Source organism: Sphingopyxis sp. Soil_C_28 (assembly GCF_057657055.1).
In genome coordinates this window covers 643,272-667,927 of sequence record NZ_JBDGJE010000003.1, presented here as the reverse complement: position 1 = coordinate 667,927, position 24,656 = coordinate 643,272, and the positions used below count along the sequence as shown (strand labels likewise).

Annotated in this window: 19 protein-coding genes; 2 read left to right on the top strand and 17 right to left on the bottom strand. The window is 62.5% G+C overall.

What is annotated here, in order from left to right:
* Positions 1-22: 22 nt before the first annotated feature.
* The 9 genes from AC3A43_RS16645 to AC3A43_RS16605 all read right to left on the bottom strand — a co-directional run bounded on the left by AC3A43_RS16645 (position 23) and on the right by AC3A43_RS16605 (position 12,538).
* Entirely contained in the window at positions 23-2,161 is a 2,139-nt protein-coding gene (locus AC3A43_RS16645) for a M3 family metallopeptidase (RefSeq protein WP_487793657.1), read from the bottom strand.
* On the bottom strand, positions 2,133-3,113 hold the full coding sequence (gene trxB, locus AC3A43_RS16640; RefSeq protein WP_487793790.1) for a thioredoxin-disulfide reductase: 981 nt from the start codon (positions 3,111-3,113) through the stop codon (positions 2,133-2,135). Before trxB ends, AC3A43_RS16645 begins: the two co-directional genes overlap by 29 nt.
* Positions 3,114-3,143: 30 nt before the next feature.
* Entirely contained in the window at positions 3,144-4,034 is an 891-nt protein-coding gene (locus AC3A43_RS16635; RefSeq protein ID WP_487793656.1) for a hypothetical protein, read from the bottom strand.
* Entirely contained in the window at positions 4,031-4,357 is a 327-nt protein-coding gene (trxA, locus tag AC3A43_RS16630) for a thioredoxin (RefSeq protein WP_487793655.1), read from the bottom strand. The genes AC3A43_RS16635 and trxA overlap by 4 nt, the downstream gene beginning before the upstream one ends.
* A 39-nt stretch (positions 4,358-4,396) precedes the next feature.
* The gene (locus AC3A43_RS16625; RefSeq protein ID WP_487793654.1) at positions 4,397-5,857 is read right to left on the bottom strand and encodes a TldD/PmbA family protein; all 1,461 of its coding nucleotides are present in this window, start codon (positions 5,855-5,857) and stop codon (positions 4,397-4,399) included.
* Positions 5,854-7,203, bottom strand: coding sequence for a TldD/PmbA family protein (locus AC3A43_RS16620; protein WP_487793653.1), 1,350 nt, complete (start codon positions 7,201-7,203; stop codon positions 5,854-5,856). Before AC3A43_RS16620 ends, AC3A43_RS16625 begins: the two co-directional genes overlap by 4 nt.
* The gene (locus tag AC3A43_RS16615) at positions 7,200-8,996 is read right to left on the bottom strand and encodes an ABC transporter ATP-binding protein/permease (protein ID WP_487793652.1); all 1,797 of its coding nucleotides are present in this window, start codon (positions 8,994-8,996) and stop codon (positions 7,200-7,202) included. The genes AC3A43_RS16620 and AC3A43_RS16615 overlap by 4 nt, the downstream gene beginning before the upstream one ends.
* Before the next feature lie 15 nt (positions 8,997-9,011).
* A complete protein-coding gene (locus AC3A43_RS16610; protein WP_487793651.1) occupies positions 9,012-11,273 on the bottom strand; it encodes a TonB-dependent siderophore receptor in 2,262 nt (753 codons plus the stop codon).
* A 347-nt stretch (positions 11,274-11,620) separates the two neighbouring features.
* Entirely contained in the window at positions 11,621-12,538 is a 918-nt protein-coding gene (locus AC3A43_RS16605; RefSeq protein ID WP_487793650.1) for a LysR family transcriptional regulator, read from the bottom strand.
* 573 nt (positions 12,539-13,111) lie between these two features.
* Here AC3A43_RS16605 and catB point away from each other — a divergent pair.
* Entirely contained in the window at positions 13,112-13,735 is a 624-nt protein-coding gene (catB, locus tag AC3A43_RS16600) for a type B chloramphenicol O-acetyltransferase (RefSeq protein ID WP_487793649.1), read from the top strand.
* Positions 13,736-13,946: 211 nt separating this feature from the next.
* On the opposite strand, the gene AC3A43_RS16595 is transcribed toward catB, so the two are convergent.
* The 6 genes from AC3A43_RS16595 to AC3A43_RS16570 form a co-directional block, all read right to left on the bottom strand.
* Complete coding sequence (locus AC3A43_RS16595; RefSeq protein ID WP_487793648.1) at positions 13,947-15,230, bottom strand: glycoside hydrolase family 130 protein; 1,284 nt, start codon at positions 15,228-15,230, stop codon at positions 13,947-13,949.
* 8 nt (positions 15,231-15,238) lie between these two features.
* Positions 15,239-17,509: a glycosyltransferase family 4 protein gene (locus tag AC3A43_RS16590; protein ID WP_487793647.1), complete on the bottom strand. Its 2,271-nt coding sequence runs from the start codon at positions 17,507-17,509 to the stop codon at positions 15,239-15,241.
* A 134-nt stretch (positions 17,510-17,643) separates the two neighbouring features.
* Positions 17,644-18,447 (bottom strand): class I mannose-6-phosphate isomerase, encoded by an 804-nt coding sequence (locus AC3A43_RS16585; RefSeq protein WP_487793646.1) that lies wholly within the window; start codon positions 18,445-18,447, stop codon positions 17,644-17,646.
* 391 nt (positions 18,448-18,838) lie between these two features.
* Positions 18,839-19,144 carry an alkylphosphonate utilization protein gene (locus AC3A43_RS16580; protein ID WP_487793645.1) on the bottom strand — a complete coding sequence of 102 codons (306 nt, stop codon included), beginning with the start codon at positions 19,142-19,144 and terminating at the stop codon, positions 18,839-18,841.
* Positions 19,145-19,229: 85 nt separating this feature from the next.
* Positions 19,230-20,891, bottom strand: coding sequence for a SulP family inorganic anion transporter (locus tag AC3A43_RS16575; RefSeq protein WP_487793644.1), 1,662 nt, complete (start codon positions 20,889-20,891; stop codon positions 19,230-19,232).
* The gene (locus AC3A43_RS16570; RefSeq protein WP_487793643.1) at positions 20,888-21,208 is read right to left on the bottom strand and encodes a helix-turn-helix domain-containing protein; all 321 of its coding nucleotides are present in this window, start codon (positions 21,206-21,208) and stop codon (positions 20,888-20,890) included. The genes AC3A43_RS16575 and AC3A43_RS16570 overlap by 4 nt, the downstream gene beginning before the upstream one ends.
* Before the next feature lie 121 nt (positions 21,209-21,329).
* On the opposite strand from AC3A43_RS16570, the gene AC3A43_RS16565 reads away from it, so the two are divergent.
* The gene (locus tag AC3A43_RS16565; protein ID WP_487793642.1) at positions 21,330-21,857 is read left to right on the top strand and encodes a DUF983 domain-containing protein; all 528 of its coding nucleotides are present in this window, start codon (positions 21,330-21,332) and stop codon (positions 21,855-21,857) included.
* A 35-nt stretch (positions 21,858-21,892) separates the two neighbouring features.
* On the opposite strand, the gene AC3A43_RS16560 is transcribed toward AC3A43_RS16565, so the two are convergent.
* The gene (locus AC3A43_RS16560; protein ID WP_487793641.1) at positions 21,893-22,885 is read right to left on the bottom strand and encodes a fused MFS/spermidine synthase; all 993 of its coding nucleotides are present in this window, start codon (positions 22,883-22,885) and stop codon (positions 21,893-21,895) included.
* Positions 22,886-23,097: 212 nt separating this feature from the next.
* On the bottom strand, positions 23,098-23,289 hold the full coding sequence (locus AC3A43_RS16555) for a hypothetical protein (protein ID WP_487793640.1): 192 nt from the start codon (positions 23,287-23,289) through the stop codon (positions 23,098-23,100).
* Positions 23,290-24,656: the final 1,367 nt, after the last annotated feature.

The following is a 24,656-nucleotide window of genomic DNA, read 5'->3' as shown; positions in this document are numbered from 1 at the left end:
TCGACATCGTCGCGGCTACCGGTCATGATGGCACGCACTCCGCATCGTCCAACAGTCCGTGCCGGATCAGCATTGCTCGAGGATCCGCATCCCGGCCGCGGAACGCCCGGTAGCTCTCCGCCGCTGGACGGCTGGCACCGCGCGACAGGACTTCGTCGCGAAACTTCACCGCCGCCCACCGATCGATCAAGCCGGCCTCGACAAAGCGCTGGAAGCCGTCCGCGGCCAGCACCTCGGCCCAGAGATAGCTGTAATAGCCGGCCGCATAGCCGCCCGCAAAAATATGGGTGAAAGCGTGCGGAAAGCGATGCCAGGCGGGCGGCCGAACCACCGCAACCTCGTCGCGCACGGCCTCCGCCACGTCCATCGGATCGGTGCCCAATGTACCCAGGTGCAGCAGCAGGTCGAACAGCGCGAATTCGACCTGGCGCACGATGAACATGCCCGAAAGAAACTGGCGCGCGGCAAGTAATTTGTCGAACAGCGCGTCGGGGAGCAGAGCCCCCGTCCGGTATTGGCCGGACATGCCGCGCAGCACCTCCCGATCCCAGGCGAAATCCTCCATCAGCTGGCTCGGCAGTTCGATGGCATCCCACTCGAAGCCGTTGGTGCCCGCGATCCCCGGGCGATCGACCCGCGTGAACAGGTGATGCAGGCAATGCCCCGTTTCATGAAGGAAGGTAACCACTTCCTTGTGGCTGAGCAGCGACGGATTGCCGTCGGTCCTGGGCGAGAAATTGCAGACGAGATAGGCGACGGGGACGCGCCGGACATTGCCGTCGTTCAGGCGCGGCCGCGCCTGTGCCATCCACGCACCGCTGCGCTTGCCCGGTCGGGAATGCAGGTCGACATAGACACCAGCGAACACCTCGCCCTTCTCGTCCGTCACATCATAATAGCAGGCGTCGGGATGATAGACGGCGACATCCTCACGCGCCACCAGACGAATGCCGAACAGGCGGTCGAGAAGCTGCTGCCACCCTGCTATGACCCGCTCGACCGGAAAATATTCGCGCACTTCCTGCTCGTCGACCGCGTAGCGCGCCTTGCGCAGCCGCTCGGATACAAATGCGACGTCCCAGGGCTGGAGATCGGCGATGTCAAGATGCTCGGCGGCATAGGCCGCCAGCGAAGCGAACTCCCGCTCGGCCGCCGGCTTGGCCCGGCGTCCCAGATCGCGCAGGAAGGACAGCACGTCCTCGCCACTCGATGCCATCTTGGTGGTCAGCGACCATGCGACCGGATCGGTGAAACCCAGCAGTTTGGCGGCCTCGCGCCGCAATCCCAGGATGGCCGCGATCCGCTCCGAATTGTCGAACCTGCCAGCATGTGGTCCCTGGTCCGATGCTCGCGTGCCCGACGCCGTATACACCCGTTCACGCAATCCACGATCCTCCGCGAAGGTCAGGATCGCGTTCACGCTCGGCATTTGCAGCGTGACGACCCACCCTTCGAGACCGCTCGCGCTGGCCGCGTCGGCGAACATCGCCTTGTCGGCGTCGGAAATACCGGCGAGCAGCGCCACATCCTCGACATGTTCGAACCAGGCATCGGTCGCGTCGAGAACGGCGTTTCCGAACGCGGTCGTGAGGCTCGACAATTCCACCGAGATCTCAGCAAAACGCGCGCGATCGGCATCATCCAACGCCACGCCGGACAGCCTGAAGTCGCGGAGCATATGCTCCACCGCCGCGCGATCGGCGTCGGGCAGCGCGGCGAACTCGCTCGTCGTGGTCAGCGCGACCAGAACGTCGTACACCGCCTCATTCTGCATGACCTGCAGATGGTTTTCGACCAGCCGCGCCTGCCCGGCCACGAAGGCAGCGCGCAGTTGGGGCGTGTCGCCCACGCCGTGGAGATGCGACACCGCCGACCAGACGCCCGCGATCGCGGTTTCCGCCCGCTCCAACGGCATCCAGGCCTCGGCGAAGCTGCGCGGCTTGGTCTCGACCAGCGAACGCACCACCGCCCGATGATCGGCAAGAACCTTATCGAGCGCGGCCTCGATCTGATGGGGGCGGATATCGGTGAAACGCGGCAAGTCCAGGGTATTGAGCAAAGGGTTCATCGTCATCTCATTCATTTGGGGGGAACTGCTCCGGCCGATCGAGTCAGCATGTCCGTCTACCTTCTCAGGCAAGAAGCCTGTAATCGGCACCATCGGCGGCGATCGCATGGCTGCTCTGCCCCGCCAGGAAGCGTTCCGCTTCCAGCGCCGCCATGCAGCCCATGCCGGCGGACGTGACGGCCTGCCGAAACAGCTTGTCCTGGACGTCGCCGGCAGCGAACACGCCCGGGACGCTGGTCGCCGTCGAGCCGGGGGTGACCAGGATATAGCCTTCGTCGTCCATCTGGAGCTGCCCCTTGAACAGCGCGGTGGCAGGATCGTGACCGATCGCGACGAACAGACCCTCGACCGGCAGACGCGATACCGTACCATCGCGTGTGTCGCGCAGCGAGATGCCCGTCACCACCGTTCCGTCACCCACGACCTCAGCCACCTCGGCGTTCCAGATCATCTCGACCTTGGGATTGGCCGCGAGCCGCGCCTGATTGGTGCGATCGGCGCGCAGCGCATCGCGCCGATGGATGAGGAAGACTTTCTCGGCGAAGTTGGTCAGGTACAGCGCTTCCTCGACCGCCGTATTGCCGCCACCGACGACGGCGCAGACACGGCCGCGATAGAAGAAGCCATCGCACGTCGCGCACGCCGACACGCCCCTGCCGCGATAGGCGGTCTCGCTGTCGAGTCCCAGCCAGCGCGCCGATGCGCCCGTAGCCGCGACGACCGTACCGGCGGTATAGTGCGTGCCGCGATCACCGATGGCGAGGAACGGGGAACAGGACAGGTCGACCGAGACGATCAGATCGCAGACCACATCGACGCCGGCCTTGCGCACCTGATCGCCCATCCGGGCCATCAGGTCGGGACCGAGGACGCTTTCGTCGCCCGGCCAGTTCTCGACATCCGTGGTGATCGTCAACTGGCCGCCTGGCTGCGGCCCTTCGACCAGGATCGGGGCCAAGGCGGCACGGGCGGCATAGACCGCGGCGGTGTATCCGGCTGGCCCCGACCCGATGATCAGGACCCTGCTGTGCCGGGTTTCCGGCATCGCGTCGCTACTCATGTCCGATGTTTCCCGCTAAACCACATTCTCGCGGGGCGAGGCGGGTATCGGCGCCCGTTCGAAAAGTTCGATGACCTTCCACCCGACGGTCCGGTAGGTTTCTCCAAGCTTCCCGAAATGTTCGAGCCGCTCACGGAAACCGCGCGCCAGTTCCGGGTCGTCGTGGTCGAGCAGGGCGAGCACCCGGTCGAGACCTTCCAGTTCAGCCATGCGCCCATCCACCTCCGCCTGTTCCCGGATCTTGAAGACGCGACTCTCGTCCGCGTCCGTCCAACCGATGGCATTCATCATCTGCTGGATCTCCAATCGACCACAAGCGCCTAGTGTGTCGTGCAGTACGCTGCGCATCGTCCCGGGCCATGCCGCCGCCTCTGTGATCAGGCTGGCCAAGTGCGGGAACATGTCATCGGCGATGGTGTCGCTCGCGGCGACAGAGGCCATACGCGCGGACTTCCACTCCTTGCGATCGGGTTCCTCGCCTGCAATCAGACGCTGGTGGAGCGCAACGACCGCCCGTCGACAACGCTCAGCTTCGGCGTGTCGAGCGGTCAGCGCGACAACGTCCGGTCGCTCGAGAAGGCAGACGAGTACCTGCGGCACGACCCGGGAAAGGTCCGCTCCGACCGGGGTCCGCTCCAGCAAAGCTTCGGCAAAATCCTTGGCCTCCGGCCCGAACCTGAATGCGTTGACGATCGCTTCCAGCGCGGTCGCGAGCGCGATCGGGTAGCCAAATTGCTCCGCAAAAGCCTGTTTGTCGTCGGCTTCGACGAGCGCGCCGATCACATTGGCCTTGCCGTCCTCCCATGCAGGAAAAATGACGAACGTGCCGGCCGCGATATGACTTCGCAGGCGAGCGAGGGCCTGCGCCTTGACCGCGGGATCGCCCAGAAAAGCGATGTCGGTCATCCCGCCGCTCCGACATTGGCTTCGACGAAGGCGTCCAGCCGGCTGCGCGAGATGGTGCCGACGGTCCGCGCCTGCTCTGCACCGTCCTTGACGACCATCAGCAGCGGGATGCCGCGCACCCCGAACCGCGTCGCCAGCGCCGGGTTGGCCTCGATATCGACCTTCACGACCTCCATCTCTTCGGCATATTCCTCCGCCAGTTCGTCAAGTGTCGGGGCCAGTGCCTTGCACGGCGCGCACCAAGGCGCCCAGAAATCGACGAGTACCGGCTTGTCGTTCTTCATGACGATGTCGTCGAAATCCTGCTCGGTCGCGTTACGCATGCTATTATCCTTTTGGAGAAAATAAGAGTTCGGGAGAAATCAACCGGCCTGTCCGCCGACCATCATGCGATCGATGCGGACCGTCGGCTGCCCGACGCTGACGTTCAGCGTCTGGCCCTGCTTGCCGCAGGTCGCCACACCGGTGTCGAAAGCCAGGTCGTTGCCGACCATCGAGATGTGACGCAGTGCTTCATGGCCAACGCCGATCAACGTCGCCCCGCGCACCGGCGCGACGAGCTTGCCCTTCTCGACGAGCCAGGCCTCGATCGTCGTGAAGTTGAAGCGCCCAGTGACGATATCGACCTGCCCGCCGTCGAATTCGGTCGCGTAGATGCCGCGATCGATCGAGGCGATGATGTCAGCCGGATCGGCCTGGCCGTTCGCCAGGAAGGTGTTGGTCATGCGCGGCATCGGCAGATGGGCATAGGATTGGCGGCGACCATTACCGGTCGACCGCGCATTCATCAGCCCGGCGTTGAGCCGGTCCTGCATCAGGCCGGTCAGCACGCCGTCCTCGACCAGAATGGTGCGGTCGGGCGGCGTGCCTTCATCGTCGACACCCAGCGATCCCAACCGCCCGGCGATCCCGCCGTCGTCGATCACCGTGACGCCCGGCGCGGCGATCCGCTCCCCCACTTTGCCGTCAAAGGCGGACAGGTGCTTGCGATGATGGTCGCCTTCCAGCCCGTGCCCGACCGCTTCGTGGAAGAGCACGCCGGGATAGCCCGGCCCCAGCACCACCGGCATTTCGCCGACGGGTGCTGGAATCGCGTCCAAGTTCTGGAGTGCCATGCGCACGGCGGCAGTGACCATCGTTTCGACCGATGCGGCGTCGAAGCCGTCCAGCCCCGCACGCCGCCCCAGTCCAGCCTGACCGCGCGCGCGCCGTCCGTCCGCTTCGGCGACGATCATGACCGCCAGGATGGTCATCGGACGCACGTCGCCCGCCAGCAGGCCGTCGGCATTGGCGATGAGGACGGAGGTATCCTGCGCCCGGACATTGGCATCGACGCGGACGATCCGGGGATCATGGGCGCGGGCGAGATGGTCGATCCGCTCCAGCAGGGCGATCCACGCCGTCGCATCCTCGACTGCGACTGCGTCGATGACGGGATAGAGATTATGGCGGCCCGCATGACGGTCGAGAGCGATGCCTTGCGGGTGCGCCGCCCGGTCTCCATCGCGCGCCAAAGCGCGAACCGCACGGACGGTGTCCTGAAGCGCGTCTTCGCGCATATCGGCGGAATGCGCAAAGCTGACATGGCCGCCATGCGCCGCCCGCGCGCCGACGCCTTGACGCATGGAAAAGCCGCCATTGGTGACGCGGCCACCCTCCAGCCGCCAGGTGCGCAGGCTCGTCGTCTCAAAGAACAGATCGGCCAGATCCGCGCCGCCGCCAGCCAGATGGCCCAAAGCCCGGCCGATCGCCGCCTCATCCAGCCCGGCCGGGCCTAACAGGCGCGCACGGGCGCTCTCGGTCGCAAGGTCGCCACCGTTCATGGCTTGCCTCCCACCTGCATGTCATCGATCAGGATGGACCCGGTGCGGATCGCCCCCTGTCGCTCGACATCAAGGCCCACCGCGCGGATGCACTTCAGCATCGCGGACATGTTGCTGGCCAGCGTCACATCGGTGACGGCATGGACCACGCGGCCATCCTCGACCCACAAGCCCTTGACCGCCTGCGTCCAGTTACCGCTGGCGGGATCGGTCTTACCGCCTTGGAATTCGGTCACGACGAGGCCGGTGCGAAGCATCTCCAGCATCGCCTGCCAATCTCCACTTGCAGCCGAACTGGTCAGGCGCAGATTGTAGAAGCCATCGGCATTGCCCGTGGATGTCATGTCGAGCTTGCGCGCGGAGAAGGTCGAAAGGAACAGCCCTTCAACGACACCCTGGCGCAGGATCGCGCGCCGCGATCCGGCAATCCCCTCGCTGTCGAACCCGCCGCTGGCCAATCCCAGCGGTTCGAACGGATCTTCGCTGAGGTCGAGATGCGACGCCGCGATGCGGCGGCCGATCGGATCGGGAAGAAAGCTCATCCGGCGATACTGGGCGTTGCCGGTCAGTGCGCCCGCCAATTCGCTCACTAGCGTCGACGCCGTGCGCGGGTCGAACAGGACGGGGCATCGCCGGCTCCCGATCGTGCGCGCGCCCAGCGCCTGCCGCGCCCGGTCGGCGGCGTCTTGGACGACAATGGCAGGAGGCAGCAGCGCATCGACGCGCCGCTCCTTCGACTGGCAGAAAGCCGAGGTGCTACCACCTTCGTCCTGCGCCAGCATCACCGACCAGCGCGCGTCACTGGAGCGTTGAATGCTGCGGCAGAAGCCATCGCTGGTCGCCAGCGCCCAGAGGCCCTCAGTTGCGACTGCGACGGACTCGCCCGCCCGCAGCCGGGTATCGGATCCTGCAATCTCACTCGCGACCCGGTCCATCGCCTGCGCCGCGTCCAGCAGCACATCGGGACTGCGCGGGCCGTCGGCATAAAGTTCGGGTGCGGGGCCGGAAAAGGCAAGCCAGTCCGCCGGTGGCAGGTCGGCATCTGCATCGGGCTGGACATGCCCCGCGATCATCATCGCCTCCTCGACCACCCGTTCGATCGCCCCGCGGTCGAACCCTGCCGTCGATGCCGATCCTTGCCTGCCCTCGTGGAATATGGTGATGCCCAGTCCCTGGCTGCCACTGCGCTCGGCCGTCTCGACCTCGCCATGGCGCACCGCGATCTTGGCGAACCCTTCGTGATGAACCGATGCGCGCGCCTTGGCGCCGCGACGGACCGCGAGGTCCACCGCGAGCGCGGCGGCATCGCGCAAGTCGGCCTCGCGCTGAGTCAGCAACTCGCTCATATGTCCGCCTCGATCGTCGACGGGGTGGCATGACCATCATGCAGTTGCAGGCGATGCGTGTGATAGGCGGCCAATTTCTCGTTGTGCACGACACTGACAATGGTGGCGCGAGGCATCTCCCCGCGCACCGTTTGGTAGAAATGCGCAGCATTGTCTGCGTCGAGCGCGCTGGTTGCCTCGTCCAGTACGAGCAGCGTCGGGCGCTGAAGAAGGATACGCGCCAGCGCGACGCGCTGCTGCTCGCCGGGCGACAGTTCATCTTGCCACATCCGGACCTGGTGCATTTCGTCCACATGCGTACCCAGTCGCACCTGCTCCAACAGGGCCGCAATCGTTTCGTCATCATGATCTTCGGCCCGATCAGGGAAGCAGATCGCATTCTTCAGCGAGCCAAGCGGCAAGTAGAGACGCTGTGGCACCAGCATGGCGGTGCCGTGCCGGGTCATCGCGACCGACCCTGCTCCATCGGGCCACAGGCCGGCAATTGCCCGGAGCAAAGTGGTCTTGCCCGCGCCCGATGACCCTTCGATCACCCAGCGCTCACCGTCGCGAACCTTCCATGCATCGAGGGCGAGGAGCGGCTCTCCATTCGGGCGGCGCAGCTCCAGATTTTCGACCTGGATGGAGATGCCTTCGCCGGCTTCGCCGGGACGAAAAGCGATACCGCGCGGCCGTTCATTGTCGATCGAATCGTCCAGCGCCTTGAGGCGGTTGATATTCGCGATCTGCTCCGCCAAGCCGGGATAGACCTGGACAAAATAGGATAGAGACGAGCTGAATTGGGTAAAGGCGTCGCGCGACGCCATGACCTGTCCAAAGCTGATTTGGCCGGCGAAAAATTTCGGCACCGTCAGGAACAGCGGAATCACGGACATGACTCGTTCGTAGATGCTGCTTCCCGCGCTCAGGCCGATGTTCGCCCACATCAGGCGATACCAGTTCCGCCGTATGTTGGCGAACGACGCAAACAGCCCGCCCCGCTCAGTGTCCTGCGTGCGCGAAAAGGCGATCTGTTCGCTGTTTCGCCGCACATGGATCAAGTTGGCCCGGAAATCGGCCTCATAATGCTGTTCGCGCATCCGGCGCCGGATATAGGGCCGGCCGATCCAGGTGATGACGACCGACCCAAACAGAACATAGAGGATCGAAAACCAGATCAGGTCACCGCCCGGCAGCGATATACTATAGCCTGCGATCGGTATCACGAGAGATCCAGACGTCTGGAGAAGAATATAGCCGAAGCTGATCGCGCTGACGAGGCTGCCGACCAGCCCGACCGCAATTCCGACGAGGGAATTGCCTTGCGTGACCAGCGTGAAGTTCTTGATGTCTTCCGCGATGCGCTGATCGGGATTGTCGATCATGCGCAGGCGCTCGATCTCGTAGAACCGGTCGCGGGCAAACCAGCGGTCCATATACCATTTGGTCAGCCAGTTTCGCCAGCGGATCGACAGCGTCCAACTGACCAGGTTGTTCACGACAATAACCCCGACCTGCAACGCAGAGATCATCAGGAAGGTGAAGATGAGCCCCACGAACAGGCCGGATTGCCGCTGTTCGATCGAGTCGAAGAAATCACGCTGCCAATGGTTCAGCAGTATGAACGTGTAGACCCCGCCAAGGGAAAGGGCGGCATATGCGATCAGCAGGAGCCACGCCGCCTTCCAGTCTTCGGACACGAAGTAGCGTGTCGTCAGCCGCCAGGCGTGCGCGAAGCGTTCGCGAGCGGGCTGGGTCGGCTGGAGACCCGCCTCACGGCGGGTCTCTTCGACATTGGCTGGGGGCGGCATCATGGTCGGCGCAGACTATCAGAAGATGCGCTTGGTGATAGACAGGCGCACATTGCGCGGTTCGTCGACCGGGACGTAGCTAAAGACGCTCGTCGTGTTGTAGTTGCGCCGATCGAAGATGTTACGAATGCCGAGGTTGAAGTCGAAGCCGGCGATCGAGAGGAAGCCGTTGACGTCGATCTGCCGCGCGGCCGGAACGACATACAGCCCGAGCACATCGGCGTACGAACTGGACCGCCCGTATACCCCGACAGAACCTCCGCCCGTCACGCCATCGGCGATCCGGGTTCGGTAGTTGGAATAGAAGCTGTACGTATCACGCGGCTGACGTGCAACGGTGTTTTGCGTGGCCGTCGGGGTCAGCTGCTTATACTTGGTCCGGGTGTAGGAACCGGTCACCGTCCACCCTGGCAGCAACTGGCCGACGATGTTCAGGTCGATGCCGCGCCCGCGCTGGCCCGGTTCCGACGTAAACCCACCCAGCACCGGGTTGAAGAGGATCGTGTTGTCCTGCAGGATGTCGAAATAAGATGCGTTGATCGTGGCGCGCTTGCCGAACAGGTCAAGCTTGACGCCCGCTTCCTTGTTGGTGGTGATGATGTTCGGCAGGAAATTCTGGTTGATATCGAGATTGAAGATCGCCTGTTCGCCTCGCGCATAGTTGGCGAATAGCGAAAGATCGGCGGTGACGTCGACGATGATGCCGCCACTCGGCGAAGTGCCGTTTTTCTTTTGCACCGGTTGCGGCGTTGCGCCTGGGAAAAAGAACTGCGTACTCGTCTCGAACCAGTTCTTGCGCAGCCCACCGAGCAGCTTGATCTTCCAGAATTCGATCAGGGCCTGCCCGTAGACTCCCTGCTGCTTGCCCTCCGCCCGGATTTGCACGGGGCCGAGGGGCGAGAACGGGATGACGGGAAGGCTGGTGTTGGCTCCCAGCGGCGGGTTGTTGATGACGGTGAAGGTCGTTCCGCTACTTTGATCGGTGAAGCCCTTGCTGTAATTGTAGCCGACATTGAAAGTGGCCTTCAAGGCGTCACCCAGGTTCGCCCTGACGCGGACAAAGCTGTCGAGCGCATCGGACTTGCCTTGCTGCTGCGATCCGCCGACGCCCAGCGTGCGCATACCGGCCCGGTTGTAGCCGACCTGGTAGACCTGCAGCGTTAGCTGGCTTTCGTCGTGCATGCCCCGCACGACAAGATCGATGCCGGGCGTGATCTTGCGTGTCGCATCAAAATAGAAGCGGTCGGTGTTAATGCGAATTCCCTGATCGGGCGAATAGATCGGCACCGAGGGATCGCGGTCGATGATTTGGAAGGTCCGGTTATCGAACAGCGTGTAAGCGCCAATGCCCGCGTTCGCTTTCGAAAGACTTGCGCCGATCACAATGTCGGTCAGGCGATCCTTGTAGCGAAGCGAAGGCGCGAAGAGATAATCCTTCGTCCCCCTATAGCCTCCGTAATTGCGGTCCATCGTCTGTGCACTGGCGATGATGCGGCCCGACAGCTTCTTGTCAGCGGTGATCGCGTTGTTGGCATCAATCACGCCGCGCACCAGCCCGAACGAGCCGGTGTCGAACGAAACGGCCAGCCGCTCCTCGGCGCTGGGCTTCTTCGTCACGACGTTGACGTTGCCGCCGAGATTGCCGAAGCCGGACAGCAGCGCATCGGGGCCCTTGAGCACCTCGACACGCTCGATGTTCGCGACCGGCTGGTTGGCACCCGATTGCACGCCATATTGCGAGCCGCCCGCGAGGCCGTTCACCAGCCCGGCCGCACTGAAGCCGCGCACCGTATAGCTAGCGCCGGTGTTGGGATTGTTCGACTGCACCGAAACACCGCCAGCGTTGCGTAGGACATCCGTGATGTCGAGCGCCTGCTGTTCTTCGATCGTCTTGGCGGAAATCACCTGCGTGTTGCGCGGCTGATCCCTCAGGCCCAGACCATTGCGATCGGATGTCGACGACTGCCGGACGAGCACACTGGTTTCGGCTTCATCTCGCCGCGCGGTCACGACGATATCGCTGACGATATCGTACGCACCGTTCGGGGATTGACTGATCGCGAGACCGGTTCCGTCGATCGCTTGCCGAAGGGCCTCGCGCGCGGACCCCGCCCCACGGACGGGCCGGGACGTAAGCTGCTCGACCGCATTGGGGTCAAAGGTGACAGAGGTGCCCGATTGCGCGCCGATCTCCTGGAGTGCCTTGGCCATGGGCATGGCGGGCACGTTGATATTGGCGGTGGCCGCCGCCTGTGCGAAAACGGGCGACGGAGCGGCCATGCCCATGATTGCGATAGCGCTAAGGCTCGCGGCACCCAACAAGCAACGTGCATGTGAAGTCATACCAAACATATAATCCCCTCCCAAGGCCGCGCGTCACCCAACGCGCAGCGACGGCTGCACGCCCGATCGAACGAAACCCTGTGCTCAAAAGATACGCCTTTCGGCGCAACAATGCGGTTGCTATCCAAACGGGTCCTGCAACCGCACCCGACCTCCTGCTGACCGGTACCCGGATCTTAACGCCGAAGCGTCCACCGGATTTTCCTGTCGCGGTTGAGATTATGCTTCACTTCGATGACACGCAAACTCGAACTGTTCATGGCGAGCATGAGCGATATCGATGACTACGCCTGCCGGTTGTGAAAGCGGCTCGTGTGTTCTTTGATCCGTTTGACGAACCAGGCCAGCATCGGATCGCGCCGACGGTGACTCGCCCATTGCGCGACAAATATGATTTCCCTGGTGGGGAAAGGCGCTGTGATCACTCGAAGCGGCATGATCGAAGCATAATATTGGAACAACCATGAACTGCCTGTGGCCACCAGGTCGCTCCCGATCACGATGGCGGGGAGCGTCGCCTGCGACGTCGTTCGCACCCCGATACGCCGGCTCTTCAGCAAGTGCTCGCCCATGGCGTCGAGTGCCAAGAGTGACGTCGCCTCGCCCAGCGGAACGATATGTCGCGCAGCGCAAAATTGTTCCTCGCTGATCTCATAATGATCGCCGAACTCGCTGTGTCCGTTCCAGACCATGCACGATGCGTGATCGGTCAGGATCGGCAACGCCTCCAACCGATCGACGGCCGACTCTTCGGCGAGCAATAGCAGATCGGCGCCTTGATCCAGCGAACGCTGTGGGACCTCCAAATCGAGCGGAATCATTTTGACCGACAAGGCGGGCGCATCGGTGAACAGTCCACGCAGAACAGGCCCCAGTAGCATTTGCTCGATGGCCTCGGGCACGGCGACCGTGATTGTCTGCGCAGCAGTCAGGGGATCGAAATCGAGCGCGTAGTTGAAGGTGCCCTCAACCTCCAGCATCACGCGCCGGACTTCAGCGCGCAGCGCCATGCCGAGTGGCGTCAGATGCTGATCTCCACCCGAATGGGTGACAAGGTCGTCGCCGAAATGGTCACGCAGCCGGCGCAGTGCATGGCTCATCGCCGACTGGCTGAGCCGCACCCGGCGCCCCGCCTCGGTCAAGGTCGGGGCGTGCAGGATCGCATGCAGCGGATAGAGCAGGTTCAGGTTGAGCCGGTGCATCGGCGCTTCCCCTGCCGGGGAGCTCACATTGTCCCTCGCCGCCATCGATCGGTGGGAGTCCATCGCAACACGCCTTTCCGTTTCGGTCGTTCGGCCAATCGGGCGTCGATTTGCCTGGGCGGGATCAGTCTCGTACGATAGGGACTCCGAGGAAACTGACAAGATGATCCGCATCGGGAGATGCGAGGTTCAACCTCGGGGCGTTCACGATCATGAACGGACCGAAGTCCGAACGATAGGCCTCGGCGGCTTGCCGTTCGCTGACGCAATCGCCGCATGCAGAGGGCGCGTGACCGTCCGGCCACTAACCGGCTCAAGCTGGCCGAGAGCGGACTGTCAGCTATTGGACACAGACCGCGATTGCAGACGTTCAACGCCGTCGTACATTGCAGCGATCCAAGGAAGCCGTTAGGAAGTTGGGATGAAGTCCGCTCCCTGTATCATCTGACCGCTTCCCGCGCCAAGGAGCGCGAGGAATAGAGAAGGCGCGCCGACCCTGGCCGCGCCTGTGGATGTTTCATGGCTTAAATAGCCGTCGGCGCACTGCGCCGACCTTTCCTTCGGACGGACTTCATGACCAACTACTTCGAAAGCCCCTTCAAGGGCATCACGCTCGACAAGCAAGTCACGCACCCCAACATCCGAGTGGGTCGTTTCAGCTATTATTCAGGCTACTATCACGGCCACAGCTTCGACGACTGCGCCCGCTTCCTTCTACCCGACGAGGGTGCGGACAAGCTGATCATCGGAAGCTTCTGTTCGATCGGCTCCGGCGCGGCCTTCATCATGGCGGGAAATCAGGGACACCGTAACGACTGGATCAGCACTTTCCCCTTTTACTGGATGCCCGAGGTGTCCGCGTTCGAAGGCGCCCTCAACGGGTACCAATCCGCAGGCGACACTATAGTCGGCAACGACGTCTGGATCGGTTCAGAAGCGATAGTGATGCCGGGGATCACCATCGGAGATGGCGCCGTCGTTGGAACCCGAGCGGTAGTAACGCGCAATGTAGCCCCCTACACTATCATCGGCGGCAACCCGGCCAAGGTGATCCGGCAACGATTTGACGCTGACAGGATCGATTGCCTGCTCGAATTAAAATGGTGGGACTGGCCTGACGAGCAATTGCGCGATGCCATGCCGACCCTCTGCAGCGGCGACATAGAGCGCCTCCGCGAATTGTGCATTTCAAAGTAACAAATGGAACGAAGGGATGGAGCGCTGCGGCGCCTCCATCCCTTCGTGCCGACCAAAGCTGGCCGCTTGCAGACAGGCAGCTTTTGGTGAGATTGGCAGCGAGAGCAGACATTCTATCAGGTTGCGGGCCGTTCGCTCCTTACTAGTTCCGATTACGCCTGCGGGAAGCTGAGCGACTTCTTTAAGCGATGGTGCTTCACAGCTGAGAAGCTTACGCCATCGCAGCCAATATTTCCGAGACCGCGACGAACGCAAAGCACACCGAACTGTCGGCGACGCCATAAGGCAGGAAGATATCGTCGCCGACCTTGACCGCGCCGCAAGTGTACACAACGTTGGGGACATAGCCCTCGCGATCTTCGTCGGCCGCCGACAAGATCGGATTGGGTGTCCGACCGATCACCTTCGACGGATCGTCCTTGTCGAGCAAAACCGCACCGATCGCATATTTGCGCATCGCGCCGACCCCGTGAGTCAGCACCAGCCAGCCCTCGTCAAGCTCGATCGGCGCGCCACAATTGCCGATCTGGATCAATTCCCAAGGGAACTTCGGCTCCAGCAGCAAGTCGCCGCCCGACCAGTGGTCGATGGTATCGGAGCGCAACAGGTAGAGATTCTTGCCATCCTGGCGCCCGATCATATGGAACTGGCCATCGATCTTGCGCGGAAACAGCGCCATACCCTTGTTGCGCCCCGCGCCGCCCTTAATCGGGGTCAACGTGAAATCTTTGAAATCGCGCGTCCGCAGCAATTCAGACTGGATGTCGCGGCCGCTGTAGGCAGTATAAGTGCCGATCCATTCGGTCTTGCCGCTGTCGCGCTCGAATTCGACGAGCCGCAGATCCTCCAGCCCGTTGCGCTGCGCCTCGGTAATCGGAAAGATGACGGTACCCGACAGGCTGCTGTCGCTCTGACGATAGAGCGAAACAACGTCGTCGGGTTTGTCCTCGGGTCCCGGCCCCGGCATTGCTGCGGTGGCAAAGGCGGGCTGTGGCAACAGTGTCATTTCGCGGTCGGTGGTGATGATCCCTTCGCGAAAGGCAATCGTCGAAATATGCCCCTCCCCCACCGCGCGTAGCGACAGCAGGATACGGATGCTGCCGTCCTGCATCCCGCTCTGGTCGGGATGGCGCACGACGCTGGGGTTCATGAGCGCCGCGGCGGCATAGCTATACTCGTGGCAGAAATATGCGCCGATCAGCAGGCGCATTTCACGCCTGAGCTGAATCCCACTGAGCCCGAGCTTGTGCTCGATCTCTTCGAACCGCTCTTCGAAAACTTTTTCGATCTGCCAGTGACGGTCGGCGAAATCTCGCAACACGACGCCGAGTTCGGCGCGCACCGTGCGCGGATTGAGCGCGACAATCTCGCGCGCTAGCCGCTGCACCCGTTCAAGGTCCGGACCCGATGCCTGCCACGCGAGATGGAACGGCCGCACGACGACGCGGGTCGGGTCGGCATGGAGCCGCAGTTCATGCTGGACGATATGAGCCATTGACGTTCCTACCCGACCTTGGCCGCGAAATCCCGGATTGCATAGGTCGCGTGCTGATACGCCAGCACCGATTCGGCGCCTTCGTTGAGATTGACGCCGCGGGGATTGATCCCGTCGCGGCTGGTGCCGCTGAGCGGATCGGCGACCGCCACCCCGCGGTCGTTGCGGCCCGCGAACCAGTCATAAGCACGCCGGGCATGGGTCAGCCAGATCAAATCGCCGGTCACATCATAGGCCGCCGACGCCGCGTCGATCATCGCCCAGATTTCGACCGGCTGCTGATCGAACGGGCGCGGCGATGCATAGGCACGTCCAAAGCTGTCCGATCCCACCGGCCGAAAATGGCCGCGCGGCGCAGTCTGGACGTCATTTATCCAGCGCAGGGTGTCGATGCCGCAAGCGATGACATCCGCGCGTCCAGACCGGACGCCGGCGCGCAACATTGCCTCGGGCAAGCGGGCGTTGTCATAGGCCATAACATCTTCGAACCAGCACCAGTCAGACCGCGCAATGGCGGCATGCCAATCGAGCAACCGGTCTGCGCCTTGCGTGACGATCTTCAGCGCAAGCTCGTGCTCGGCGTCCACGCCCAGCACATGTTCGGCGCCCAGCATCGCAAAGGCGATCGCCCGCGGCGACTGAAAAGCCAGCGCCGACGTCGCGGTGCGTTCGAACAATTCGCGCGCCCATACACGCAAACCCGCGCTCTGTGCGTCGCGCGCTGTCGCGCCGATCGCCCATAACGTCCGGCCGCAGCTGTCTTCGGATCCGACATTTTCCAGCCAACCCCGCCCGAAACCCATGAAGTTGCGGAACGCGCCGGTGTCGGGGTTCCAGGCATGCTGGACGAACGACGCGAATATTCCGGGCAATCGGCCGCACTGGCGCAGCGCTTGGCCCTCTAGCCGGTTCATAAGCATCATCGCGCGGGCATTGTCATCGATGCAATAGCCGTGCGCGCGGTCGGGAACGCTGTGAATACTGTGCTGCAATATGCCGGTATCGTCGCAGATGCGCAGCAATCCCTCGATGCCGATTGTCGCCGGCACGGGGGCAATAACGGCCTTTACACAGCTGTCCTCGACCAGGCGATGGCTCCGCGCGGCAAAGGCCGGCCAGATCATGTCGCGGCCGCGGGCATAGGCCCGCTGCTGCAACGTGGTCAGCCGTTCGGGATCGCCCAGCAGATCGACGACCGCGGCGCCCAGCGCCGCGCTGTCATGAAACGGCACCAGCACGCCATGATCGTCGGCAAGCAACTCGATCGCATGGACATAGGGGGTCGACACTACCGCCTTGCCCAGCGCCATCGCATAGGACAGCGTCCCCGACGTCGATTGCTGCGCGCCGGTATAGGGTGTGACATAGACGTCGGCGGCTTCGAGCAGGTCGAGCAGGTCGTCTGTTTCCATGAAGGCGTTGATCCAGCAGACATGGTCGGCCACGCCCAACACCTCGGCCTGCGCCTGGAGTCGCTCGCGATACGCTTCGCCCTCATGCGCCAGAAGATTGGGATGGGTCGCGCCGGCGATGCAATAAAGAACGTCGGGATGCGCCGCGACCATCGCGGGCAGAGCGTCGATCACCGCCTCGATCCCCTTGCCCGACGACAGCAGACCGAAAGTCAGCACGACCTCTTTGCCGTCGAACCCGAATTGGGCCTTGAACTGCGCCGACCGGCCAAACGGCCGGTCGGGCACACCGTGCGCGATCAGGGCAATCTGTTCGGCATCCGCATGATAAACGGTGTGCAGCAAATGGCGCGAGCGTTCGGACATCACCACCAGTTTGCTTGCCCGTGCGATGAGCCGGGCCATCACGCGGCGCTGATCGATGGTTGGCTCCGCTAGCACGGTGTGCAGTGTGACGATCAACGGTGCGGCGATGCGATCGACCAGCTCGAACAGCATGTCCCCCGCAACGCCGCCGAACAGTCCAAATTCATGCTGGAGCCAAACCACATCGGCGCAGCTGGCCTCGATCTGCGCCGCGGCATCGATAAAGCTGCTCGCGTCGCCTTCTTTTACAAATGCGCGTACCAGCGGATTGGCGTGCTCCGGTGCCGCCATTGGCGACATGGCATAAACATCTATCGCAAGGTCGGGATAAGCGCCCTTCAGCGAATTGTAGACGTCGGTTGTGAAGGTGGCGATCCCACAGCGGCGCGGCAGAAATCCGCCAATAAGCGCCAATCGGAGTGGCGCCTCGACTTTCGGCAGCAGCGCGTCGCCAATTTCCAGGACTTCGTCGAACGACGAGCGATGGGGGGCTTCATACATTGGCACACACCTTCCGAAAGAACGCGATAGAAGGCCTCACCCAACCAAATTTCGACTTTCATTGGACGCAAATCTTGCCATCCGGCGTCAGAAACGGAACTGTCCGACGGCGTGATGGTTCCATCCGGCCTCCGTCAGGACCGATGCCAACCCGCGAGAAAACGGGCGTCCGGGCTCACCGCCAGCGCAGCGGTATCATCGATCCACAGGCATTCGCCGGGTGCAGCGCTCACGCCCGAAGCCGCGACAGTGCCGGCGAGCGGCACGATCGTCATCGGCCCGAGATCCGCTGCAAGCGGCGACAGATCGTTGGCGACGACATGGGCGATCCCGAGATGGCCACTTTCCAGCAGCCGCACACTGATGGCCGGGTCGACGCGACGACGCAGTTCCGCAGCCATCGGTCGCGCAGACGCGACGGCTGCACCATCGACGATATTTAGCTCTCGCGGACGTCCATAGTCATAAAGACGATAGGTGATATCTGAATTCTGCTGGATTTCGACAAGTGATATCCCGCCACCGATTGCATGTATCGTACCGGCCGGAATATGAAAGAACATGCCTGTTTCAACGGCATGCCATTGGATCAATTTCTCTATCTCGCCCGAGTTCGCCGCGGCCCTAAGAGCTTCAACGTCGAGCGGTCGCACGGTTCCAATGCCAATGAATGCCTTGGGCTCGGCGTGAAGAATGTACCAGCACTCCTCCTTGCCGGCCGGCAGGCCTCTTGCGCGCGCGTCTTGGTCGCTGGGGTGGACCTGGATCGAAAGCCGCTCGCTGGTGAAGAGATATTTTACGAGCAACGATTCTTCAGCTCGCGGCTGGAACCATATTTCACCGATGCGCGCCGGCGTTTCCGCAGTAAAAGGCTCGGGTAGGTTCGTCATGCCCCAAGGCTTTTCGACGCTGATCGTCGCAAGCTTCTGTGCGGCCATGATGTCTCCTCTTTCGCCCGCCGCGGTTCGCGCAGGTGAATGAAAAACGGACGCACCAACTGCCCGGATGTTCCGCAGCTTCGTCAAATCGGACCAACGCCGCGTCGGCTAGCCTCAGAATTCTGACCGATTATTGGTGTTCGTAACAACCGCGCACGCATATCTTTTCGCCGCGAGTCCAGTCGCGTGGCGGATGACGGAATTTGGCCGGAAGCGGCCAGCCCGCTTTCGGCTAGGAATTTGATGAAGACGGGCATTCCACAGGCATTACAAGGCGACCGCGCCTGCATCACAGACCGGCTCAACCTGTCGGTTCGAAGCCAGGCGAATGTCGTGACGCGCGAACTCGGGCTGATCTGCGAACGGGGCAGCCGCACGACCACGAAAAAGCTCAGCGCTTGCGGACAAACTCTGCGCGAAGCACAAGACCCTTGATGGCTTCGTGGCGGCAATCGATTTCCTGCGGATCGCCGGTCAGCCGGATCGACTTGATCACGGTCCCCACCTTGAGTGTCTTGCCGGCCCCCTTGACGTCGAGATCCTTGACCAGAACCACCTGATCGCCGTCGTGGAGGATGTTGCCCACCGAATCGCGTACCTCGACCTGCCCGGCGGCCGCGTTTCGGCTGGCCAGTTCGGATGCAGACATCCACTCGCCGCTCTCTTCGTCATAGACATAATCATTATCGCTGGTCATTTCATGCTCCATTGAGGTTGGCGGCCGTTCGGTCGGTCGAACGGACGCATATAGTTTTGAGAGCGCGCAAAGCGCGGTACTGCATTCACTTCTTTCCGAGCAGCTCGACGGCGAGCGCCTGCGCACGCGCATAGTCGGCCGCGTAGGAGAGCTTCATCGACGTTTCGCCAAGCCCGACGCGACCCAACATCGAACGGGGCTGCGGCTGCACACCCGACAATATGACCTCAGCCCCGGCCAGCCGCGCCTGTTCGACGAACTGCTCGAGCGCCTGCGCCCCGCTCGCGTCGAGTAGGGGCATAAGCCGCAGGCGCAGGATGATGACGCGCGGTGACTGGCCCAACCGGCGCAGCGTATCGAGAAGTTCGCCAGCGACGCCGAAGAAGAAGGGACCGGCGATCCGGAACACTTCGACGCCCGGCGGTAAATCGTCGCGCTGATGCCTATCTTCGGAATCGAGATCGATATCGCGCGGCCTGCCGGACCCGACCTCGACGGCCTCAGCCATGCGCGCCATGAACAAAAGCGACGCGAGCGTCACGCCAACGCCGATCGCGACCGTCAGGTCGACGAGTATCGTCAGCCCGAAAGTCAGCAAGAGCACGGCCCGATCACTGTTTGGCATGCGGAGCAAGGCGAGGAAGCGCTGATACTCGCTCATACCCCACGCCACCATGAACAGGATCGCGGCGAGCGCCGCCATCGGCACATAGGCCATCAGATCGGTGCCGAAGAGGATGAACAGCAGCAAGAAGACCGCATGCATGATGCCCGCGACGGGCGTCTTCGCCCCCGACCGGATATTGGTCGCGGTGCGGGCGATCGCCCCCGTTGCCGGGAGACCACCGAACAACGCCGAGCCGAGATTGGCGACGCCTTGGCCGATCAGCTCCTGGTTCGAGCGGTGCCGCGTCCCTGCCATTCCGTCGGCGACGACCGCGGACAGCAGCGCCTCGATCCCGGCGAGAAAGGCGATCGTGAACGCCGACGGCAGGACGGCATTGATCTTCGTGAACGAGATTTCCGGAAACGACGGCATTGGAAGACCCGCTGGAATATCGGGAAAGCGCGAACCGACCGTATCGACCGGGAGCTTCAGCAAGGCCACGACGAATGCGCTGACCACCACGGCGACCAGGAAGCCCGGCAGCCGCGGCGCCAGCTTGCGAAGGCCAATGATGATCGCGAGCGCGCCGACGCCAACACCGATGGCGGCCAGGCTCGCACTCGGCAAGGCAGCCCAATAGGCCTGCCATTTGGGAAGGAAGTCGGCGGGCACCTTGTCGATGGCAAGGCCGAGGATGTCCTTCACTTGGCTCGACGCGATGATGACCGCGATGCCGGCGGTGAAGCCGATCACAACCGGATGCGGGATATATTTGATCATCTGCCCGAGCCGCAGCAACCCGGCGAGGATCAGGATGAGCCCCGCGAGCAGTGTCGCGATGATCAGTCCGTCATAGCCATGGCTCGCGATCACATGGAAGATCACGACCACGAACGCGCCGGTCGGCCCGCCGACCTGGACGCGCGACCCGCCGAGCGCCGAGATCAGGAAGCCCGCGACGACCGCGGTGATCAGCCCCTTGTCGGGCGAGGCGCCGCTGGCGATGCCGAGCGCCATCGCGAGCGGCAAGGCGACGATCGCGACGGTCAGGCCGGCGATCGCGTCGGCGCGGAACGTGGCGGCGGAATAACCCTCGCGAAAGACCGTCAGGAGCTTCGGCGTATAGGCCTCGGGGTTCACCGAATTTCGGGCCGGCTCGGAAATTTGGCTGAAAGAAGCCCGCGGCCGGGCCGCTTGGGATCGGCAAGGGCCGCCTCGCGCAGTCGCACACCGCGGCCCGTCCCGACGCTCGATGAATATTCGCCAAGCAGTTCGATTCCGTTGCTTTCGAGCGCGCCGATCACTTTCACCAGTGTATCGACGACGCCGCGCACCTGGCCATTGGATGCCTCCATGCGCTGGATCGTCGGAAGCGAAAGCCCCGCCAGTTCGGCGAGCTCACGCTGGTCGATCCCGAGGAGGGCACGCGCGGCGCGCATCTGCTGCGACGTAATCATATCAGCTCCTTGATGTGTGATACATCATTTATCAATCTTAACATCGCCAACTAATGCTGTATATATCGATCATGCCAATCGATAGATCAACTTCTCGCGCTCTGACGGGCGTGGGCCGCAAATGCAGTTCGCGGGTTTGCCGCAGGGTGCCTGGCTGATGCCCGATTTCATGGTGTCGCCCTTCGACCGTCCCATCACCAGGACCATTCCGCAGCCGGCGAACGACGTCGAGTCGGCCCGCGAAGACATCGCGCTCCCGGCATCGGGCCGGAAGGCGATGATCCGCGGCGCACGGGGCCGATGCCCGCGATGTAACGAGGCGAAGCTGTTCGTCCGCTTCCTGAAACCGATGAAGACGTGCCCCCGTTGCCGGCAGGACTGGGCGCATCAGCAGGCGGACGATTTCCCTGCCTATGTCTCGATTCTGCTGACCGGGCATATCATGGCGCCGATCATCATCGCGCTCGTCCAGGAGACGGCGTTGTCGCTCGCAGCGCTTGCCGCGATCATCGTGCCGCTGATGCTGGCGCTGATGATCGTGTTTATCCAGCCTGCGAAAGGAGCGATCATCGCCCTGCAATGGTGGTTCGGCATGCATGGGTTCGTGAAGGAACGACCTGCCCTCGAAGCAAGCGAACGAGAAACGTGATGCCGCGCGGGATGGCCCCTGCCCGTCGATGCGCCTCAGCCGGCCGACCATAGCAAGGATACCGATAGCGACTGCGATTCATGATGCCCGTAACGCATCCCGCTGACAGGCGCTTCCTCGAGGGATTTGACCCGGGTCAGAATTTCATCTGCCAGCGACGAAAAGGACATCGGGTGGACCCGATCGAGATCGCGGGCCATCTGCCGAATCTCGCCATGATCCAGACAAAGTCGTTGATCCTTGAATGCGAACAGGACCCGGTTCATCCCTATTCTTACCGGAAGGTCCAAAGTCACCCCAAAACACGCCCGTATGCGGGACAATATCGGTGCGTGCTTCCAGTGATGGTCGCAGAGATTGACGACGAGAACGCCGCCCGGATTCAACCGCGAACGGCAATCGCGGTAAAATTGCGACGAACAGAGCTGCGCGGGCTGCCCGTCCCGGTCGAAGCCATCGACGAGCAGGACGTCGCAGCTCCTTTTGTCCCGTCTTACGAATTCGGCGCCGTCATCGCAGACGATCTCGAAGCGATCGCCTTCGGGCGGCAAGAAGAATTGCTCGCCAACGGCAATGACCTCGGGATCGATCTCGATCGCCGTAATCACTGCGTCGGGCAGATATCTGTAACAATATTTTGCGAGCGACCCTCCACCGAGCCCGATGATCTCGATTGATTCCGGGGACGGATTGAACAGCAGAAACCCCATCATCTGCCGGGTGTAATCGAGCATCAGCCGATCCGGATCATCAATGCTCATCGCGCTTTGCACAAAGGCCCAGTTTGCCAGAAGGCTCCGTATATTGCCGAGCTCGAAGACAAGCGGGGCTTCCAATCCGCTCACAAGCGAATGGTCATCGTCGGACCCGTATCTTTCGAAATGGCGTTGGTCGCGATCGATGTCGTCGAGATGGTCCAGAAAGTGATCGAGCTCGCCTCTCGCCGGATCATCGAGTTCGGGGTCCGGCTCCGATCCGCACGCCAGATCGTCCTCTGCGCCCGGGTATTCTGCACACCTATCGGTCATCGTCGCGACGCTCGTTTTGCCGATCGTGCGCCCGCCCTCCCGCAAGGGTGACGCCGACGAACAAGACCAGCAGAAAAATGCAGATGAGGACGATGAGGAATATCGTCATATGCGTTCTCGTCTAGAAGCAGAATCTGCGCCAGCAGCAACCCGCCGACAGCTGCAAATCGGCCAGAGGATCCTGGTCCGGCCAGCATTCGGGACGGACAAAATCAACGGCCTTGCCGTTTCTCGAACAGCTGCGCCTTCTCGTACATCTCCTGCCATGCAGCCGCAGCGCGGAGCGCCCGCTCCCGGACATTCGGAAGCGCGGCCGTGCTGGCCTCCGTCTCGCACGCCTTCATGCGAGCCAGATAGATTTCGCTGTTACGCGAGGTGGGTTTGAGATTGAGGGGGGAGATCATGTCATGCGCACCATGGGTTCTTGTCCGTTGCCGTTGCCTCGCCGTCGGTTGCTTCAGGTTATGGCGGAGCCATGACCCGTCATTGGGCATAAGGCCCATATACAATATCCTTCTTAGAATGTGGAGTATGATATTTGATGTTTAATACATCATTAGGCGACCGAAAAAGCGGTGCGCGTTCAAGACGGCTCGTCTCAAATGGTCCGAAAATTAGCATCTCGTTAGCCATCTGGTTCCAAATCATTGGCGAAACCGATGCTGCCCTCCTCGTGTCCCCCACACACGAATGGCATCGGCCAAGGCGGTGGTCGCTGGTCCCGGCCGCCGCCTTTCTCCCCGGTCCGAAAATGATGTCGCTGCCGATCCGTCCGCCGAAGCGCTGCGTCATGTCGGCGCAATCGAGAGAATATATATAAAGCGCAGTCTAAGGAACGGCGAACGATTCAGTGTGTTGCTTGTTCTGGTCGCGACCCTCATCCTTATTCTGCAAAGGTGATGAAGCTGGCCTGGCGAGTCCGGTTGGCTGTCGTCATCGAGCGCGAAACCGAAGCTGGGTAGCAGCTCGTTGGTCTTCCATCTTGATTGACGAGTAGCGGCGCGACGGACCGGTGGGCGCAAATTTCCAGCGCTTCGCCTCCGACGGTAACGAAGTGCGAGGGCGGCGGAGCCGATCCGCAAGCGGCGTTCGCCGCTGGACCTGGCCGACACCGGACCGGTCGCTTTTAGGCGTGGATTCAAGGTAGCCGACATTCCGCACGATCCCGCGGTGATGACGTGAATCGACCAACTCACGACGTTCGCGGCTCGGAATTAAAGGGCGGCTGTTGACCAATAAGCCGTCACGCCACTCAGCGAAAGAGCGGGCAGGTTCATATCACAGCATGAACATGCCCTAAAATAATCCCGTGCTCGTCCACCCTTGGCCAGCCCATCCTGTTGCAGGCGCGCGGCGATACGGTCGAGAAGCCTGTCGAGCTCCGATCAAGAGAGACGATGGTCCGGATCGGCGGCTGCGACAACGTCCGGTCTCTCGGCCGGATGCCCCCGGACCAAGTCGGAGAGCGTCGCAAAGCTGCTTTCGAGTATTTCGCGAGTGGTCATGCGGGGGCTACCGCGCACTTCGCGTTGAGACCACGAAGCGTGAGCGTGACGGAGAGAGAGCATTTCATGTGGGGGTCATCCTTCGTTGAGGTGCGCATTGCCTGTGGCAGAGCGATGATGGGCGCGGCGGCCGTGGCTGCCGCAGCGATGGTCATCCCGCTTCCACCGCCGCAATCGTGTCTCGATAGGCGCGCCGACCGCCCAGGGCCGCTTCCCCTATAATGTCGATCAGGTCAGCCTCACGGGCAAGATCAACTACAGCCTCG

What these genes read in the sequence shown, in the direction of transcription:
- AC3A43_RS16580 (WP_487793645.1), bottom strand. Translation starts at nt 19,144, where the DNA reads ATGACCAGCGATAATGATTATGTCTATGACGAAGAGAGCGGCGAGTGG.
- AC3A43_RS16620 (WP_487793653.1), bottom strand. Translation starts at nt 7,203, where the DNA reads ATGAGCGAGTTGCTGACTCAGCGCGAGGCCGACTTGCGCGATGCCGCC.
- trxB (WP_487793790.1), bottom strand. Translation starts at nt 3,113, where the DNA reads ATGCCGGAAACCCGGCACAGCAGGGTCCTGATCATCGGGTCGGGGCCA.
- AC3A43_RS16585 (WP_487793646.1), bottom strand. Translation starts at nt 18,447, where the DNA reads ATGGCCGCACAGAAGCTTGCGACGATCAGCGTCGAAAAGCCTTGGGGC.
- AC3A43_RS16570 (WP_487793643.1), bottom strand. Translation starts at nt 21,208, where the DNA reads ATGATTACGTCGCAGCAGATGCGCGCCGCGCGTGCCCTCCTCGGGATC.
- AC3A43_RS16560 (WP_487793641.1), bottom strand. Translation starts at nt 22,885, where the DNA reads ATGACCGATAGGTGTGCAGAATACCCGGGCGCAGAGGACGATCTGGCG.
- AC3A43_RS16595 (WP_487793648.1), bottom strand. Translation starts at nt 15,230, where the DNA reads ATGGCTCATATCGTCCAGCATGAACTGCGGCTCCATGCCGACCCGACC.
- AC3A43_RS16590 (WP_487793647.1), bottom strand. Translation starts at nt 17,509, where the DNA reads ATGTATGAAGCCCCCCATCGCTCGTCGTTCGACGAAGTCCTGGAAATT.
- AC3A43_RS16645 (WP_487793657.1), bottom strand. Translation starts at nt 2,161, where the DNA reads ATGGTGCCGATTACAGGCTTCTTGCCTGAGAAGGTAGACGGACATGCT.
- AC3A43_RS16615 (WP_487793652.1), bottom strand. Translation starts at nt 8,996, where the DNA reads ATGATGCCGCCCCCAGCCAATGTCGAAGAGACCCGCCGTGAGGCGGGT.
- AC3A43_RS16555 (WP_487793640.1), bottom strand. Translation starts at nt 23,289, where the DNA reads ATGATCTCCCCCCTCAATCTCAAACCCACCTCGCGTAACAGCGAAATC.
- AC3A43_RS16565 (WP_487793642.1), top strand. Translation starts at nt 21,330, where the DNA reads ATGCAGTTCGCGGGTTTGCCGCAGGGTGCCTGGCTGATGCCCGATTTC.
- catB (WP_487793649.1), top strand. Translation starts at nt 13,112, where the DNA reads ATGACCAACTACTTCGAAAGCCCCTTCAAGGGCATCACGCTCGACAAG.
- AC3A43_RS16625 (WP_487793654.1), bottom strand. Translation starts at nt 5,857, where the DNA reads ATGAACGGTGGCGACCTTGCGACCGAGAGCGCCCGTGCGCGCCTGTTA.
- AC3A43_RS16635 (WP_487793656.1), bottom strand. Translation starts at nt 4,034, where the DNA reads ATGACCGACATCGCTTTTCTGGGCGATCCCGCGGTCAAGGCGCAGGCC.
- AC3A43_RS16610 (WP_487793651.1), bottom strand. Translation starts at nt 11,273, where the DNA reads ATGGCCGCTCCGTCGCCCGTTTTCGCACAGGCGGCGGCCACCGCCAAT.
- AC3A43_RS16605 (WP_487793650.1), bottom strand. Translation starts at nt 12,538, where the DNA reads ATGCACCGGCTCAACCTGAACCTGCTCTATCCGCTGCATGCGATCCTG.
- trxA (WP_487793655.1), bottom strand. Translation starts at nt 4,357, where the DNA reads ATGCGTAACGCGACCGAGCAGGATTTCGACGACATCGTCATGAAGAAC.